Below are 15,674 nucleotides of genomic sequence, written 5' to 3' on the forward strand. Positions count from 1 at the left end.
TCATGGCCAGACCTGGATTTCGCCTTGCCGTGTTTGCCACCGCGCTGGCACTGGTGGTGGTACTGCTCGGTGCCTATACCCGCCTCACCCATGCCGGCCTGGGCTGTCCGGATTGGCCGGGGTGCTACGGGTTCATCAGCGTGCCCAAGACCGAAGCCCAGCTGGCGCATGCCGAGCTCCACTTCCCCGACACCCCGGTGGAGGCGCACAAGGGCCGTAACGAAATGGTCCATCGCTACTTCGCCGGTACCCTGGCGCTGGTGATCACCCTGCTCGCCTGGCAGGCCTGGCGCCGCCATGGCCGGGACGGTCAGCCCTATCGTCTGCCGGTGTTGCTGCTGGCGGTGGTGTTCGCCCAGGCAGCTTTCGGCATGTGGACCGTTACCCTCAAGCTGTGGCCGCAGGTGGTCACTGCCCACTTGTTGGGCGGCTTCACGACCTTGAGCCTGTTGTTCTTGCTCAGCCTGCGCCTGTCACGGGCGTTTGCGCCGTTGCCCAAGCTGCCGTTGAGCGTAAGGCGCGTGGCGGCCCTGGGCTTGCTGGTGGTCATCGGCCAGATCGCCCTGGGCGGCTGGGTCAGCGCCAACTATGCGGCGGTTGCCTGCATCGACCTGCCGACCTGCCACGGCCAGTGGTGGCCACAGGCGGATTTCGCCAATGGCTTTCACCTCACCCAGCATATCGGCCCCAACTACCTTGGCGGGCAACTGGACAGCGATGCGCGTACGGCCATTCATATCAGCCACCGGTTAGGGGCGCTGATGGTGACCGGCGTGCTGTTGCTGTTGAGCTGGAAGTTGCACCGCCACGGGCTTGGCCGGCTGGCCCGGCTGGTGCTCCTGGCCCTGGCGGTTCAGGTTGGGCTGGGCATCAGCAATGTGCTGTTCCACCTGCCGCTGCCCGTTGCGGTGGCACACAACGCCGGGGGCGCCATGCTGTTGTTGTGCATGGTCCTGGTCAATTACCGCATTCGCCTGGTGGCCAAGGCGAAGGTGCGCCGGGTCAGCCAGGGTTGGCGCCTGACACCGCTGAGCAGTGGCGGTGTCGTCCATTATCTGGGAGATAACTCATGGCGACGCTTTTAAGCGGACGCAGGCTGCAGGCAGGTTGGGCCGATTACCTGGAGCTGACCAAGCCCAAGGTCGTAGTGTTGATGTTGATCACCTCGCTGGTCGGCATGTTTCTCGCGACCCGTGCCGGCGTGCCCTGGACGATTCTGTTGTTCGGCAACCTGGGTATTGCCTGCTGTGCGGGTGGCGCCGCAGTCGTCAACCATGTGGTCGACCGGCGAATCGATGCACTGATGGCCCGTACCCACAAGCGCCCACTGGCAGAGGGCCGGGTGGCGCCAGCCGCTGCCCTGACCTTCGCCCTGCTGTTGTGCGTGCTGGGCATGGTGTTGCTGCTGGTCTTCACCAACGCCCTCACCGCCTGGCTGACGCTGGCCTCGTTGCTCGGGTATGCAGTGATCTACACCGGCTTTCTCAAGCGCGCGACGCCGCAGAACATCGTCATTGGCGGGTTGGCTGGCGCGGCCCCACCGTTGCTGGGATGGGTAGCCGTCAGTGGTCACATCAGTGCCGAGCCATTGTTGCTGGTGCTGATAATCTTTGCCTGGACCCCACCGCATTTCTGGGCGCTGGCCATTCATCGCAAGGAAGAGTATGCAAAGGCTGACATCCCGATGCTGCCGGTGACCCACGGCGAGACCTACACCAAGCTGCACATTCTGCTTTATACCCTGGTGCTGCTGGCCGTCAGCCTGCTGCCTTACGCCATTCACATGAGCGGGCCGCTGTACCTGGTGTGTGCCGTGTTACTGGGCGCACGCTTCCTGCATTGGGCCTGGGTGTTGTACCGTGGCAGCCGGCCGCACGCGGCGATCAAGACCTTCAAGTACTCTATCGGGTACCTGTTTTTGCTGTTCATCGCGCTGCTTGTAGACCACTACTTATTGTTGAACCTATGACTCGAACCCAGAAAACCGTCTTCATTCTCGTTGCCCTGGTCGCCGTGATCCTTGGGCTTACTGTCAATAAGGTGCTCAGCGGTCGCAGCCAGGGCAACCCGGCCGAGCTGATCGATGCGGGTATTATCCTGCTGCCGCAAAGCCGCACGGTACCGGGCCTGGAAATGACTGATGAGAACGGTCAGCCGGTGCTGATGGATGAACTCAAGGGCAAATGGTCGCTGCTGTTCTTCGGCTACACCTTCTGCCCGGACATTTGCCCGACGACGCTGGCGCAGTTGCGTCAGGTGAAGAGCGAGTTGCCCAAAGAGGCGGTGGAGCGCTTGCAGGTGGTGCTGGTCAGCGTCGACCCGAATCGGGATACGCCGGCTCAGCTCAAGCAGTACCTGGGGTATTTCGACAAGGATTTTCGCGGCGTGACCGGCTCGCTGGATAACCTGCAGAAGCTGGCTAACGCGGTGAGCATTCCGTTTATTCCGGCCGATACCAGCAAGCCGAATTACACGGTCGATCACAGTGGCAACCTGGCGCTGCTGGGGCCGGATGGAAAGCAGCGTGGGTTCATTCGTGCGCCATTCAACAACCAGAAGCTGGTGGCGCAACTGCCGGGATTGGTCAAGCGCGATTGAAACCATCGCGGGGCAAGTCGCCCCGCGAAAAGCTGTCAGATCAGAACGCCGGCTTGACCGCGCCCTTGTACTTCTCTTCGATGAACTTCTTCACTTCCGGGGTGTGCAGGGCTGCAACCAGCTTCTTCACCGCCTCGGCATCCTTGTTGTCTTCACGGGTGACCAGGATGTTCACGTACGGCGAATCAGCGCCCTCGATGACCAGGGCATCCTTGCTCGGGTCGAGCTTGGCTTCCAGCGCGTAGTTGGTGTTGATCAGCGCCAGGTCGACCTGGGTCAGCACACGCGGGATGGTGGCCGCTTCCAGCTCACGGAACTTGAGGTTCTTGGGGTTCTCTGCGATGTCTTTGACGGACGAGAGGATGTTGGTGTTGTCCTTGAGCTTGATCACACCGGCCTTGTCCAGCAGCAGCAAGGCACGACCGCCGTTGGTGGCGTCGTTGGGGATAACCACGGCGGCAGTCGATGGCAGTTCGGCCAGGGTCTTGAACTTGCTGGAATAAGCGCCCAGCGGCTCCAGGTGCACACCGGCAACGCTGACCAGGTGCGTGCCCTTGGCCTTGTTGAACTCATCCAGGTACGGCTGGTGCTGGAAGAAGTTGGCGTCCAGGCGTTTCTCGGCCACCTGCACATTGGGCTGGATGTAATCGGTGAATACCTTCACCTTCATGTCCACGCCTTCTTTGGCCAGCACCGGTTTGACGAACTCGAGGATCTCGGCGTGCGGTACCGGGGTGGCGGCAACGGTCAGGGTTTCGGCCTGAGCCGAGAAGGCCGCAACGGCGGCGACAACAGCAAGCAGCTTTTTCATCAAATCACTCCTTGTGAGGGCCGGTCCGGCCCCCGGTGCGTCGGCATTGCCGACCCATGGGGTTATTTACGGGAGAAATGTACAACCAGTTTGTCGCCCACGCTCTGCAGCACTTGAACCAGAATCAGCAGAAGCACCACGGTGACGACCATGACATCGGTTTGGAAACGCTGGTAGCCAAAGCGGATCGCCAGGTCACCCAGGCCTCCCGCGCCAACCACACCGGCCATTGCGGTGTAGGACACCAGGGTAATGGCCGTCACCGTGATGGCGGCGAAGATGCCCGGGCGCGCCTCGGGCAGCAATGCATTCATGATGATCTGGCGGGTGGTTGCGCCCATCGACTGGGTTGCTTCGATAATGCCGCGATCAACCTCGCGCAGCGCGGTTTCCACCAGGCGCGCAAAGAACGGCGTGGCCCCCACCACCAGCGGCGGGATGGCACCGGCGACGCCCAGCGAGGTACCGGTAATCAGCACGGTGAACGGAATCATCACGATCAGCAGGATGATGAACGGCAGCGAGCGCAGCACGTTGACCACAAACGACAGCAGGGCATACACGCCCTTCTGCTCAAACAGCTGGCGTGGGCCGCAAAGGAACAGCAGCACGCCCAGGGGCAGGCCCAGCAGTACGGTGAACAGCAGCGAGCCGAACAGCATGATCATGGTGTCGATCGTTGCCAGCCAGATTTCGGCCCAGTCGACATTGGCAAAGAAACTCAAGGCGTCCATTAACGCAGTACCTCCATATGAACATCAGCCGCCGTGAAGCGTGCGAACGCCGCTTCCATGTCGCCGCCAGTGACGGCCAGGGTCAGCTGCCCATACGGGGTGTCTTTGATGCGGTCGATGCGGCCGGCGAGGATGCTGTAGTCCACGCCGGTTTCGCGGGCGACGGTGCCCAGCAGCGGCGCGTACGTGGAGTCGCCCTGGAACGTCAGGCGCACGATGCGACCCGGCACATGGGCGAAGTCGTCGCGCTGCTCGTTTTCGTCGATTTGCTCGTCTTCCTGGACAAAGCGCTTGGTGGTCGGGTGCTGCGGATGCAGGAAAACATCGGCCACCGGCCCTTCTTCGACAATTTTCCCGGCGTCCATGACGGCTACCCGGTCGCAGACCCGGCGGATCACGTCCATTTCATGGGTGATCAGCACGATGGTGAGCTTGAGCTCGCGGTTGATCTCCGCCAGCAGTTGCAGCACCGAGGCGGTGGTTTGCGGGTCCAGCGCACTGGTGGCTTCGTCGCACAGGAGGATTTTCGGCTTGGTCGCCAGGGCCCGGGCAATACCGACGCGTTGCTTCTGGCCACCGGACAACTGCGCCGGGTATTTCTTCGCGTGCTCCGACAGGCCTACGCGGGCCAGCAGCTCGCTGACGCGGGCGTCGATCTCTTTGCGCGACAGCTCACCCGCCAGGGTCAGTGGCAGCGCGACGTTGTCGGCGACAGTCTTGGAGGCCAGCAGGTTGAAGTGCTGGAAAATCATCCCGACCTGTTGGCGGAAGCGCCGCAGGTGATTGGCGTTGAATGCGGTGACATCTTCACCGTCAACGATGATCTTGCCGCCGCTTGGGGCCTCAAGGCGGTTGATCAGGCGCAGCAGGGTACTTTTACCGGCACCGGAATGGCCGATCAGTCCGAACACCTGGCCGTCTTCGACACTCAGGTTGGTCGGGTGCAGCGCGGGGATGTCCCTACCGGCGACGCGGTAGGTTTTATGCACATTTTGGAACTCGATCACGTAGCGAACCTTGTGGGGCGCATGGAATAAGGGTCAGCGGTTAGCCGGGGCCGGCATTTTAGCCTGTTCATATAGAGGTTCTTAGCATTTATTTCGCAATTGACCAATGCTGCAGGAATAACGCGATCAGTGGTCAATCCAAATGAACGCTCGCCGTCAACGCCCGGTCACTACTGCAAGGGCCCTGCCTGGGGCCGAACCGCGACTGATCGAGGAGAGTGTTCCAATGCCCAGCACGAAGAAACCGTCCAAGGAAAGTCAACTGGCCGGCACCCAGACCCCCGACCGGGCCAATACCAACGCCAAGCTACAAAGCCTGGAAGCCTTTCGCAGCGATGCCACCGACCAGGCGTTGCGTACCAATCAGGGCGTCAAGATCGCCGACAACCAGAATAGCCTGCGGGTCGGTGCGCGTGGCCCGTCGTTGCTGGAAGACTTCATCATGCGTGAAAAAATCACGCACTTTGATCATGAACGCATTCCCGAGCGTATCGTGCATGCCCGGGGCAGCGGCGCCCATGGCTATTTTCAGGCGTACAAATCCCATGCCGCGCTGACCAAGGCCGGATTTCTTCAGGACCCGGAGAAGATCACCCCGGTGTTCGTGCGCTTTTCCACGGTGCAAGGGCCGCGCGGTTCGGGTGACACGGTGCGGGATGTGCGTGGCTTTGCGGTCAAATTTTTCACCGATGAAGGCAACTTCGACCTGGTTGGCAACAACATGCCGGTGTTTTTCATCCAGGACGCCATCAAATTTCCCGACTTCGTCCATGCGGTAAAACCCGAACCGCACAACGAGATGCCAACCGGTGGCTCGGCGCACGACACCTTCTGGGACTTTGTTTCGCTGGTGCCGGAGTCGGCGCACATGGTGATCTGGGCAATGTCTGACCGGGCCATCCCCAAGAGCCTGCGCACCATGCAGGGCTTTGGTGTGCATACCTTCAGGCTGATAAACGCCGAAGGCAGGTCCAGTTTCGTCAAATTCCACTGGAAGCCCAAGGCCGGCGTTTGTTCGCTGCTCTGGGACGAAGCGCAGAAGCTCGCCGGTAAAGACACCGATTACCACCGTCGCGACCTCTGGGAAGCGATCGAGACCGGCAATTATCCGGAGTGGGAGTTCGGGGTGCAGATCGTCGCTGAAGAAGATGAGCACAAATTCGACTTCGACCTGCTCGACCCGACCAAGCTCATCCCCGAAGAGCTGGTGCCGGTGACCCCTTTGGGCAAGATGGTGCTCAACCGTAACCCGGACAATTTTTTCGCCGAAACCGAGCAGGTCGCCTTCTGCCCCGGGCATATCGTCCCCGGTATCGACTTTTCCAATGACCCGTTGCTGCAGGGGCGGCTGTTTTCCTACACCGATACCCAGATCAGCCGCCTTGGTGGCCCTAACTTCCACGAAATCCCGATCAATCGTCCGCTGGCGCCCAACCACAATGGCCAGCGCGATGCCCAGCATCGCGTCACGCTGGACAAGGGCCGCGCATCCTACGAACCCAACTCGATCGATGGTGGTTGGCCGAAGGAAACTCCGGCAGCGGCCAGCGATGGGGGCTTCGAGTCCTACCCTGAGCGGATCGAGGCGCACAAAGTGCGTCAGCGCAGCCCCTCGTTTGCCGATCACTTTTCCCAGGCGCGGCTGTTCTTCCACAGCATGAGCGCGACCGAGCAGGCGCACATTGTCAGTGCCTACAGCTTTGAGCTGGGCAAAGTTGAGCGAGTGCCCATCCGCACGCGGGTGGTGAATGAGATTCTGGCCAATATCGACCTGAAGCTGGCGGCGCGGGTAGCGGCGAATCTCGGGTTGCCGGCGCCGAAAAAGGCTACGGTCGAAGTGCCTGCGCCGGGCTTGAAGCAGTCGCCGGCCTTGAGCCAGATGAATCTGCTGGGGGAAGGCATCAAGGGCCGCAAGGTAGCGATGCTGGTTGCGGATGGCGTGGATGGCGACCAGGTCGACGCCGTGCTCAAGGCACTTCAGGCAGAGAGTGCGCAGATCAAGTTGCTGGGACCGACATCGGCAGCGGTGAAGACGGCACAGGGCAAATCGCTGGAGGTCGATGCGTCAATCGAAGGCATGCCATCCGTGGTGTTCGATGCATTGTGGGTGCCAGCCGGCAAGGCGTCATTGCAAACGTTACTGAACAGCGGTGCGGCCCTGCACTTTGTCCTGGAAGCTTACAAGCATCTGAAACCCATGGGGCTGGCCAGCGAAGCGCAGCCTTTGCTCGACAAGCTGGGCCTGAAGGCTGACAGCGGCTTGTCGCTTGGCAGCGACGCAAAAGCTTACAAGGCCTTCATCAAGGCCATCGGCAAGCATCGGATATGGGCACGGGAGGCGGCGGCTCAGGCGATTCCCGCCTGAGCGCAGGATCAGGGTGCCCGCTGGGGCACCCGGTCGCTCAAGGACGGCGTGGAATCAACACCGCCTGGGCAGGCTGGTTGCGGTGGATCTCATGGGATTGCTGCAGGGCGAATTCGCGGTCGAGCTTGTGCACGCGCTTGCCCAGCAGGGTCTTGAGCCACGGCGCGTCGTCCTTGCGCGGTACCTGGAACACCACGTCGCATTGGTAATTCACCACATCGGCGGCGATGTCATCGAGTTGTCGACGCATTGCGCGAATATTGGTGGTTTTCAATGCCACGACGGTGCTTGGCGCAGTCGGGTCGATCAGCTTGGCCTTGGGTCGTGCTTCGGCGGCCTTGAGGGCCGCTTCGGCTTGTTCCAGCTCAGCCTTGCGGGCCTGGGCGATAGCGCCGTTGACACCACCGGTCAAGGCTGGCGCCTTGGGCATCAGGGCACGGGCCCGGCTCAAGGCGGTAGCAGCGGCATTGACATCACCTTTTTGCAAGACGATCTGGCTGCGTTGCAGATAGGCTTCGGCCAATTGGCGCTGGTGCTGTTCGACCCGGCTGTCGTTGGGGTCTTGGGCTTGCAAGGCGGCAAGCTGGTCTTCAGCGGTTGCCAGCTCACTGCTGGCGATGCTTTGCTCCAGTTGCTGCCAGGCATCGGGCTGGGCAGGTGCGGCGTTGTCGGCCGGCGTGCTGGAACACGCGGTCAGGATCAGCGAGAACGCGGCAAGGAGTAGATAACGGGAGGCGAACGGCTTCATTCCTGCGACTCTCTATTTGCGCAAAAAGCGAGCAAGTCTACACCCTGTCCGCAGACTCGAAAATAAATCTTCAGGGCCCCGCATGATTTAACTGATGCAGGGTGCAACCGCCAGGGCCGCACCCTGGCTTTCAGCGCCGGGGTAACGCCAGGCTCAGCAAGAATAGCACTGCTGCGCAGACCACGATCGAGGGCCCGGCCGGGGTGTCCTTGAACCAGGACAACGCCAGGCCGCCACACACAGCGGTAACCCCGAGCAAACTGGCGCCGAGGGCCATTTGCTCCGGGGAGCGGGCGTGACGTTGCGCCGCAGCGGCCGGGATGATCAGCAGCGAGGTGATCAGCAGCACACCGACGATTTTCATCGCCACGGCAATCACCACCGCGATCAACAGCATCAGTGCCAGGCGCAGGGCGCCGACAGGCAGGCCTTCAACCATGGCCAGCTCTTCGTGCACGGTTACCGCCAACAAGGGGCGCCAGAGTGCAACCAGCAACAGCAGGACTGCAGCACTGCCACCGAGGATCCACGCCAGGTCGCCAGGGCTGATCGCCAGCAGGTCGCCGAACAGGTAGGCCATCAGGTCGATGCGCACATCGTGCATGAAGCTCAGCACCACAAGGCCCAGTGACAAGGTGCTGGGCGCCAGAATCCCCAACAGCGTATCGGACGCCAGCGGTTGGCGCTGTTGCAGGGTAACCAGCAGCAGCGCCAGTAACAGGCAACCGACTGTGACCGCCAGGGCCGGGCTGATATCCAGCACGAAACCCAGGGCTACGCCGAGCAGTGCGGCATGGGACAGGGTGTCGCCAAAGTACGCCATGCGCCGCCAGACCACGAAGGAGCCGAGGGGGCCTGCGACCACCGCCAGGGCCAGGCCTGCAAGCAGGGCGTAAAGCAGAAAATCAGCCATGCTTGCAGTGTTCTCCGTGTACGTGGCCACCTGCGGCCGGGGTAACCACCGAACCATGCAGGTCGTGGGCGTGGTCGTGATGGTGGTGGTAGATCGCCAGGCTTGGCGCATTGTTGCCGAACAACTCGACGAAAGCCGGGTCGCCGCTGACCTGTTCCGGGTGACCGGAGCAGCACACATGGCGGTTCAGGCAGACCACCTGATCGGTGGTGCTCATGACCAGGTGCAGGTCGTGAGAGACCATCAGCACGCCGCAGCCATGGCGGTCGCGCAGGCGGGTTATCAGGCTGTACAGCTCGGCCTGACCGGCTACGTCGACGCCTTGTACCGGCTCGTCGAGCACCAGCAGTTCGGGTTCGCGCAGCAAGGCACGGGCAAGCAGTACTCGCTGCATCTCACCGCCGGAGATCGTCTGGATCGGGCTGTCGATGACCTGTTCGGCACCCACTTCCTGAAGCGCGCTCAACGCGGCGGCACGGTCGACGCCCGGCACCAGGCGCAAAAATCGCAACACCGACAACGGTAACGTGGCATCCACCTGCAGTTTTTGCGGCATGTAGCCAATGCGCAGGCGCGGTTTGCGCCAGACGCTGCCGGTGTGTGGCTTGAGCAGCCCGAGCACCGCACGCACGAGGGTGGTCTTGCCGGCGCCGTTGGGGCCGATCAGGGTAACGATCTGTCCCGGTTCGACGGCCAGGTCAATGCTGTCGAGCACCGCTTGACCCGAGAACGCTACGCCGACCTGTTCGAGGCGAATCAGCGCGTTGCTCATCAGGCGCTCCGGCAAGTGCTGCACAGGCCGACGACTTCGACGGTTTGCGCTTCAACGCTGAAACCGACGTCCTTGGCGCTGGCGATAATGGCATTGCTGATGCTGGTCTGCTCCAGTTCGATAGCAATGTGGCACTCGCGGCAGATCAGAAATTGCCCTTGGTGGGCATGTTCCGGATGGCTGCAGCCAATGAAGGCGTTCAGCGAAGCGATGCGGTGTACCAGGCTGTTCTCCAGCAGGAAATCCAGGGCCCGGTATACGGTAGGCGGCGCCGCCCGACGACCGTCCTGCTCGCTCAGCACGGCGAGAATGTCGTAGGCGCCCAATGGCTTGTGGCTCTGCCAGACCAGTTCCAGCACACGCCGGCGCAAGGCGGTCAGGCGCAAGCCCTTGCGTGCGCACAGGGCATCGGCCTCGGCCAGCGCGCTGTGGACGCAGTGGGAGTGGTCGTGGGGGCGGTTGGCCAGCGGAGTATTGGGCATGGGCGGCGACGGTTCTGATTAGAGACGTTATTATGTTACCTGTTCCTGCCCCTGTGAGTGGTCATCGTGTCCCGATTTTTTGCCCTTTTTGTCGCTTTTATCGCCACCTTGATGATGGCTCAGGTACAGGCCGAGGTGCGTGTCCTGACCAGCATCAAGCCGTTGCAGCAGATCGCCGCGGCGGTCCAGGACGGTGTTGGCAGCCCTGACGTGCTGCTGCCGCCGGGCGCCTCACCGCATCACTATGCCCTGCGTCCGTCCGACGTACGGAAGGTGAACGATGTCGAGCTGTTGTACTGGATCGGGCCGGACATGGAAGGGTTCCTGCCCCGGGTGCTCAAGGGGCGCAGCAAGACCACGGTGGCGGTGCAGGAACTGCCTGGCTTGCAGTTGCGCCATTTTGGCGAAGACAGCCATTCCCACGACCATGAGGGCGATGGTGACGAGCACGATCACGACCATCGTCCCGGTAGCCTCGATGCGCACCTGTGGCTGTCGTCCGCCAATGCCCGGGTGATCGCGGCAAAAATGGCCGCCGACCTCAGCGCCGCCGATCCGGCCAACGCCGCCCGCTACCAGAGCAACCTGAAGGCCTTCGACGAACGTCTGGACGCCCTCGATGCACGCCTGAAAAAGCGCCTGGCCGGCATCAGCGGCAAGCCGTTCTTTGTGTTCCATGAAGCGTTCGACTACTTCGAGTCGGCCTATGGCCTCAAGCACACCGGAGTGTTCAGCGTTGCGGCCGAGGTACAGCCGGGGGCCCAGCATGTGGCCGCGATGCGCAAGCGCCTGCAGGCAGTCGGCAAGACCTGTGTGTTCAGCGAGCCGCCGATGCGTCCACGCTTGGCCGAAACCCTGACTGCGGGCCTGCCGGTGACACTGGCCGAACTGGATGCGCTGGGCGGCACTGCGCCGGCCAGTGCTCAGGGGTATGAGCAGCTGCTGGAGAAGTTGGGGAATGATCTGGCGGGGTGTTTGGAGAAGCTCTGATGCCAACCATCGCCGGTGGTTAGCCGGCGATGTGCTTCAAAGCTGGTTTACAAGGCGAACGGCAAAGCGATGCTCACCTGCTGGCGGGCCGCCAGGCGTACTTCGAAATCTGCCGGATCGTGGATCAACACGTCCATACCGGCAAACGACTCTGCGGCGATCAGGCGCGACAGCCAGAAGCGCACGCAGGCAATGCGCAGCATCACCGGCCACACCTGCGCCTCTGCCGAGGTGAACGGCCGCAGCGCCGCATAGGCACCCAGCAGTGCACGCGCTCGCGGTGCATCGATGTGCCCGACGTCGTCACAGCACCAGTCATTCAGGGTGATCGCCAGGTCATAGAGCATCGGGCCCGAACAGGCGTTGTAGAAGTCGATGAGGCCGGTCAGGTGTGTGCCTTCGAACAGCACGTTGTCGCGGAACAGGTCGGCATGCAGGTTGGCCCGTGGCAGCGCCATGATCTGCGTCTTGTGCTCGGCGATCTCGTCCAGGCAGCCCTGTAACAATGCTTGTTGCACCGGGGTCAGGCGCGGCATGAGTTCGGCGCCGGTCTCCAGCATCCAGTCCAGGCCGCGGTCAGTCTTGCGCTCCAGAACCTTGTTGCGCGTAGCCAGGTGCAAATGGCCGAGCAGCTCGCCGATCTGCACGCAGTGCTGGTTGTTGACGTCCTTGATGTGTTTGCCCGGAAGGCGTGGCTGCAGCAACGCCGGTTTGCCAGCCAGCTCGCGCAGGGCCACGCCATCGTTGCCGCGCAGGGCGTAAGGCACCGGCAGGTCGGCCTCGTGCAGCACGTCGAGCAACTCGATGAAGAACGGCAGGTCCTGGATCGGGCCACGTTCGACCAGCGTCAGCACGTACTCCCCCTGTTCCAGGCTGACAAAGAAGTTGCTGTTCTCGGTACCGGCGGCGATGCCCTGGAAGTCCCGCAGGCGACCCAGGCCATACGGCGCCAGAAAGGTTTCCAGCTCAGGCCGGGTCAGGGGGGTGAAGACTGACATGATCAAAAATTGCCCATACGGGCACTTCTACTGGGAAGTGCCGGGTTGATAGGAAAGGTACGGCTTATTTCCACTCGAAGATTTTCCACGACGGAATCAGCATGTTCGGCTGGTCGGAGCGAATATAGTTTTCCTCCGTACCATCGGCGCGCACCAGGAAATAAGGCTTGCCCCCTTTCGGGGTGACCTTGATTGCGTACAAAAAGCCATTCTGGCGGTATTCCTGAATGGTTTTATCGCCTTCCTGGCGAATGGTTACATCAGGTTCGGCCGTTGGTGCGTCATCCGCTGCCAGCGCGACGACCGGCGTGACTGCCAACAGGCTGAGCAGCAACAGGCGATTTAGTGTACGCATGATAACCTTGTCCCTTTGTCGTCAATGTTCCGGACATTCTAGCGCCGGGCCCGTCGAAAAGGTTGATTCTGCTCATGAGCCAAGCTCCCCTCGTCCTGGTGGACGGTTCCTCATACCTCTATCGCGCCTTTCATGCGCTGCCGCCGCTGACTACGTCCAAGGGCATGCCGACCGGTGCCGTCAAAGGCGTGCTGAACATGCTCAAGAGCCTGCGCAAGCAGTACCCGGACAGTTTGTTCGCGGTTGTCTTCGATGCCAAGGGCGGCACGTTCCGCGACGAAATGTTTGCCGAGTACAAGGCCAACCGCCCGAGCATGCCGGACGATCTGCGGGTGCAGATCGAGCCGTTGCACGCCAGTGTCCGTGCGCTGGGGTACCCGCTTCTGTGTGTCGAAGGCGTGGAAGCGGACGATGTGATTGGCACCCTCGCCCGCAGCAGCGCCGCTGCCGGGCGTCCGGTGGTGATTTCCACCGGCGACAAGGACATGGCACAGCTGGTGGATGGCCACATTACGCTGGTCAATACCATGACCGGTACCGTGCTGGATGTGCCGGGCGTGCATGAGAAATTCGGCGTCGGTCCTGAACACATCATCGATTTTCTCGCCCTGATGGGCGACAAGGTCGACAACATCCCGGGCGTACCCGGTGTCGGCGAAAAAACCGCCGTGGGCCTGCTCACCGGCATCGGCGGTGGCCTGCGTGAATTGTACGAGAACCTCGACAAGGTTCCCGGCCTGGCTATCCGTGGCGCCAAGACCCTGCCGGCAAAGCTTGAGGAACACCGCGATGCAGCGTTCCTCTCCTACGAACTGGCGACCATCAAGATTGATGTGCCGCTGGACGTGCAAGTCGATGAGCTGGTCTGCGGCGAGCCGGACCGTGAGGCGCTGCTGGAACTGTACACCGAGATGGAATTCAAGAGCTGGATCGATGAGGTTCAGCGCGAGGCCAAGCGGGCCGGGCAGGAGATCATCGCTGACGAACCTGAGGCGGTCGTCGAAGCCAAGTACGAAACCATCCTTGACCAGGCCCGCTTCGACGTCTGGCTGGAAAAGCTGCGTAACGCGCCGCTGTTCGCCTTCGATACCGAGACCACCGGCCTGGATGCGCAACAAGCGCAGCTGGTGGGCCTGTCGTTCGCCGTGCAGGCCCATGAGGCCGCCTATGTGCCGTTGACCCACACGTACATGGGCGTGCCTGAGCAACTGGATCGCGACACGGTACTGCTGGCGCTGAAACCGCTGCTCGAAGACCCGAAAAAGCTCAAGGTCGGGCAGAACGCCAAGTACGACATGAACATCCTCGCCAACTGCGCCATCGCCGGCGATATCACCAACGGCATTCAGATGCAGGGCGTGGCGTACGACACCATGCTTGAATCCTATGTGCTCGATTCGACGGCTACCCGTCATGACATGGACAGCCTGGCGCTCAAGTACCTGAACCACACCACCATCGGTTTTACCGACATCGCCGGCAAAGGTGCCAAGCAACTGACCTTCGACCAGATCAACCTGGAACAGGCTGGCCCCTATGCCGCCGAAGACGCCGACGTCACCCTGCGCCTGCACCAGGCGCTGCAACAGAAACTGGCGAAGACGCCGAGCGTGCTGCCGGTACTGAACGATATCGAGATGCCGCTGGTGCCCGTACTGGCGAAGATCGAACGTCAGGGCGCCTTGGTGGATGCCAACCTGCTCGGCATCCAGAGTGTCGAGCTGGGCGAGAAACTGGTGCAGCTGGAACGCGAAGCCTTCGACATCGCGGGAGAAGAGTTCAACCTCGGTTCGCCCAAGCAGCTGGGGGTGATCCTCTACGACAAACTCGGCATGCCGGTGCTTAACAAGACCGCCAAGGGCCAGGCGTCCACGGCTGAAGCGGTGCTGGCCGAACTGGCCGAGATGGAGTTCCCGCTGCCCAAGGTGCTCATGCAGTACCGCTCGCTGAGCAAGCTCAAAAGCACCTACACCGACCGGCTGCCGGAGCAGATCAATCCGCGTACCGGGCGTATCCACACCTCCTACCAACAGGCAGTGGCGGCGACTGGCCGTTTGTCGTCCAGTGACCCGAATCTGCAGAACATTCCGATCCGTACCGCCGAAGGCCGCAGGATCCGCCAGGCGTTCATTGCCGCGCCTGGCTACAAGCTGCTGGCGGCGGACTACTCGCAGATCGAGTTGCGCATCATGGCCCACCTGGCCAAGGACGAGGGGCTACTGCATGCCTTCCGCAATGATCTGGACGTGCACCGGGCCACGGCGGCCGAGGTCTTTGGGGTGGACCTGGCGGATGTCACTACCGACCAGCGGCGCAGTGCCAAGGCGATCAACTTTGGCTTGATCTACGGCATGAGCGCCTTTGGTCTGGCAAAACAGATCGGTGTCGACCGTAAACAGTCACAGGCTTATATCGATCGCTATTTCGCCCGTTACCCAGGGGTACTGGCCTACATGGAGCGCACTCGAGCGCAAGCCGCCGAGCAAGGCTTTGTCGAGACCCTGTTCGGTCGTCGCCTGTACCTGCCGGAGATCAATGCAAAGAACCCGGCCTTGCGTAAAGGCGCAGAACGCACGGCGATCAACGCGCCGATGCAGGGGACGGCGGCAGACATCATCAAGCGCGCCATGGTGGCGGTGGATAACTGGCTGACCGATTCGGGCCTGGATGCCCGCGTGATCCTGCAGGTACACGACGAATTGGTGCTGGAGGTTCGCGAGGATCTGCTTGAGCAGGTGAAGGAACAAATTCGTCCGCACATGAGCAATGCCGCCCAACTCGATGTGCCGCTGCTGGTTGAGGTGGGAACAGGGGCGAACTGGGACGAAGCTCACTAAAAAATCGGTTAAATGCAGGGAAACGTTGCGGCATATCGTCGCGGCTTTCTCTGCGTTTATAAGC

At 61.8% G+C, this 15,674-nt stretch carries 15 protein-coding genes; 6 read left to right on the forward strand and 9 right to left on the reverse strand.

Annotated features, from left to right (window positions below; genetic code table 11):
- Window positions 1–2: 2 nt before the first annotated feature.
- Genes DM813_RS03730 through DM813_RS03740 form a run of 3 tightly spaced genes read left to right on the forward strand, consistent with a single transcriptional unit; the run spans window position 3 to window position 2,598 of the window.
- Entirely contained in the window at window positions 3–1,085 is a 1,083-nt protein-coding gene (locus DM813_RS03730) for a COX15/CtaA family protein (protein ID WP_128322078.1), read from the forward strand.
- Window positions 1,070–1,969, forward strand: coding sequence for a heme o synthase (gene cyoE, locus DM813_RS03735; RefSeq protein ID WP_128322079.1), 900 nt, complete (start codon window positions 1,070–1,072; stop codon window positions 1,967–1,969). Before DM813_RS03730 ends, cyoE begins: the two co-directional genes overlap by 16 nt.
- Window positions 1,966–2,598 (forward strand): SCO family protein, encoded by a 633-nt coding sequence (locus DM813_RS03740; protein ID WP_128322080.1) that lies wholly within the window; start codon window positions 1,966–1,968, stop codon window positions 2,596–2,598. Before cyoE ends, DM813_RS03740 begins: the two co-directional genes overlap by 4 nt.
- A 40-nt stretch (window positions 2,599–2,638) precedes the next feature.
- Here DM813_RS03740 and DM813_RS03745 read toward each other — a convergent pair whose 3' ends face one another.
- From DM813_RS03745 to DM813_RS03755, 3 genes are all read right to left on the reverse strand, one after another.
- Window positions 2,639–3,409, reverse strand: a complete 771-nt coding sequence (locus DM813_RS03745) for a MetQ/NlpA family ABC transporter substrate-binding protein (protein ID WP_128322081.1) — start codon at window positions 3,407–3,409, stop codon at window positions 2,639–2,641.
- A gap of 62 nt (window positions 3,410–3,471) precedes the next feature.
- Window positions 3,472–4,143 (reverse strand): methionine ABC transporter permease, encoded by a 672-nt coding sequence (locus DM813_RS03750; protein WP_128322082.1) that lies wholly within the window; start codon window positions 4,141–4,143, stop codon window positions 3,472–3,474.
- Complete coding sequence (locus DM813_RS03755) at window positions 4,143–5,150, reverse strand: methionine ABC transporter ATP-binding protein (RefSeq protein WP_128322083.1); 1,008 nt, start codon at window positions 5,148–5,150, stop codon at window positions 4,143–4,145. The genes DM813_RS03750 and DM813_RS03755 overlap by 1 nt, the downstream gene beginning before the upstream one ends.
- Window positions 5,151–5,292: 142 nt before the next feature.
- Between DM813_RS03755 and katE the strand changes: the two genes are divergently transcribed.
- Window positions 5,293–7,515: a catalase HPII gene (katE, locus tag DM813_RS03760; protein WP_128322084.1), complete on the forward strand. Its 2,223-nt coding sequence runs from the start codon at window positions 5,293–5,295 to the stop codon at window positions 7,513–7,515.
- A gap of 37 nt (window positions 7,516–7,552) precedes the next feature.
- Here katE and DM813_RS03765 read toward each other — a convergent pair whose 3' ends face one another.
- The 4 genes from DM813_RS03765 to zur form a co-directional block, all read right to left on the reverse strand.
- Window positions 7,553–8,263: a PA5502 family lipoprotein gene (locus DM813_RS03765; RefSeq protein ID WP_128322085.1), complete on the reverse strand. Its 711-nt coding sequence runs from the start codon at window positions 8,261–8,263 to the stop codon at window positions 7,553–7,555.
- Between the two features lie 130 nt (window positions 8,264–8,393).
- Window positions 8,394–9,176, reverse strand: a complete 783-nt coding sequence (gene znuB, locus DM813_RS03770; RefSeq protein WP_128322086.1) for a zinc ABC transporter permease subunit ZnuB — start codon at window positions 9,174–9,176, stop codon at window positions 8,394–8,396.
- Window positions 9,169–9,948, reverse strand: coding sequence for a zinc ABC transporter ATP-binding protein ZnuC (gene znuC, locus DM813_RS03775; protein WP_128322087.1), 780 nt, complete (start codon window positions 9,946–9,948; stop codon window positions 9,169–9,171). The genes znuB and znuC overlap by 8 nt, the downstream gene beginning before the upstream one ends.
- Window positions 9,948–10,430 (reverse strand): zinc uptake transcriptional repressor Zur, encoded by a 483-nt coding sequence (gene zur / locus DM813_RS03780; RefSeq protein ID WP_128322088.1) that lies wholly within the window; start codon window positions 10,428–10,430, stop codon window positions 9,948–9,950. The genes znuC and zur overlap by 1 nt, the downstream gene beginning before the upstream one ends.
- A 66-nt stretch (window positions 10,431–10,496) precedes the next feature.
- Between zur and DM813_RS03785 the strand changes: the two genes are divergently transcribed.
- Window positions 10,497–11,420 carry a zinc ABC transporter substrate-binding protein gene (locus DM813_RS03785; protein ID WP_128322089.1) on the forward strand — a complete coding sequence of 308 codons (924 nt, stop codon included), beginning with the start codon at window positions 10,497–10,499 and terminating at the stop codon, window positions 11,418–11,420.
- Window positions 11,421–11,467: 47 nt separating this feature from the next.
- On the opposite strand, the gene DM813_RS03790 is transcribed toward DM813_RS03785, so the two are convergent.
- Together DM813_RS03790 and DM813_RS03795 are read right to left on the reverse strand one after the other, a co-directional pair.
- Complete coding sequence (locus DM813_RS03790) at window positions 11,468–12,418, reverse strand: homoserine kinase (RefSeq protein WP_128322090.1); 951 nt, start codon at window positions 12,416–12,418, stop codon at window positions 11,468–11,470.
- Between the two features lie 64 nt (window positions 12,419–12,482).
- On the reverse strand, window positions 12,483–12,773 hold the full coding sequence (locus DM813_RS03795; RefSeq protein ID WP_128322091.1) for a DUF2782 domain-containing protein: 291 nt from the start codon (window positions 12,771–12,773) through the stop codon (window positions 12,483–12,485).
- A 74-nt stretch (window positions 12,774–12,847) separates the two neighbouring features.
- Between DM813_RS03795 and polA the strand changes: the two genes are divergently transcribed.
- Entirely contained in the window at window positions 12,848–15,610 is a 2,763-nt protein-coding gene (gene polA, locus DM813_RS03800) for a DNA polymerase I (RefSeq protein WP_128322092.1), read from the forward strand.
- Window positions 15,611–15,674 lie beyond the last annotated feature (64 nt).

Source organism: Pseudomonas alkylphenolica, from assembly GCF_004025535.1.
Classification (GTDB): Bacteria; Pseudomonadota; Gammaproteobacteria; order Pseudomonadales; family Pseudomonadaceae; genus Aquipseudomonas; species Aquipseudomonas alkylphenolica_A.

Bases quoted from the DNA above. Each gene is read 5' to 3' on its own strand.
- DM813_RS03730 (WP_128322078.1), top strand. From the start codon at position 3: ATGGCCAGACCTGGATTTCGCCTTGCCGTGTTTGCCACCGCGCTGGCA.
- cyoE (WP_128322079.1), top strand. From the start codon at position 1,070: ATGGCGACGCTTTTAAGCGGACGCAGGCTGCAGGCAGGTTGGGCCGAT.
- DM813_RS03740 (WP_128322080.1), top strand. From the start codon at position 1,966: ATGACTCGAACCCAGAAAACCGTCTTCATTCTCGTTGCCCTGGTCGCC.
- DM813_RS03745 (WP_128322081.1), bottom strand. From the start codon at position 3,409: ATGAAAAAGCTGCTTGCTGTTGTCGCCGCCGTTGCGGCCTTCTCGGCT.
- DM813_RS03750 (WP_128322082.1), bottom strand. From the start codon at position 4,143: ATGGACGCCTTGAGTTTCTTTGCCAATGTCGACTGGGCCGAAATCTGG.
- katE (WP_128322084.1), top strand. From the start codon at position 5,293: ATGAACGCTCGCCGTCAACGCCCGGTCACTACTGCAAGGGCCCTGCCT.
- DM813_RS03765 (WP_128322085.1), bottom strand. From the start codon at position 8,263: ATGAAGCCGTTCGCCTCCCGTTATCTACTCCTTGCCGCGTTCTCGCTG.
- znuB (WP_128322086.1), bottom strand. From the start codon at position 9,176: ATGGCTGATTTTCTGCTTTACGCCCTGCTTGCAGGCCTGGCCCTGGCG.
- znuC (WP_128322087.1), bottom strand. From the start codon at position 9,948: ATGAGCAACGCGCTGATTCGCCTCGAACAGGTCGGCGTAGCGTTCTCG.
- zur (WP_128322088.1), bottom strand. From the start codon at position 10,430: ATGCCCAATACTCCGCTGGCCAACCGCCCCCACGACCACTCCCACTGC.
- DM813_RS03790 (WP_128322090.1), bottom strand. From the start codon at position 12,418: ATGTCAGTCTTCACCCCCCTGACCCGGCCTGAGCTGGAAACCTTTCTG.
- DM813_RS03795 (WP_128322091.1), bottom strand. From the start codon at position 12,773: ATGCGTACACTAAATCGCCTGTTGCTGCTCAGCCTGTTGGCAGTCACG.
- polA (WP_128322092.1), top strand. From the start codon at position 12,848: ATGAGCCAAGCTCCCCTCGTCCTGGTGGACGGTTCCTCATACCTCTAT.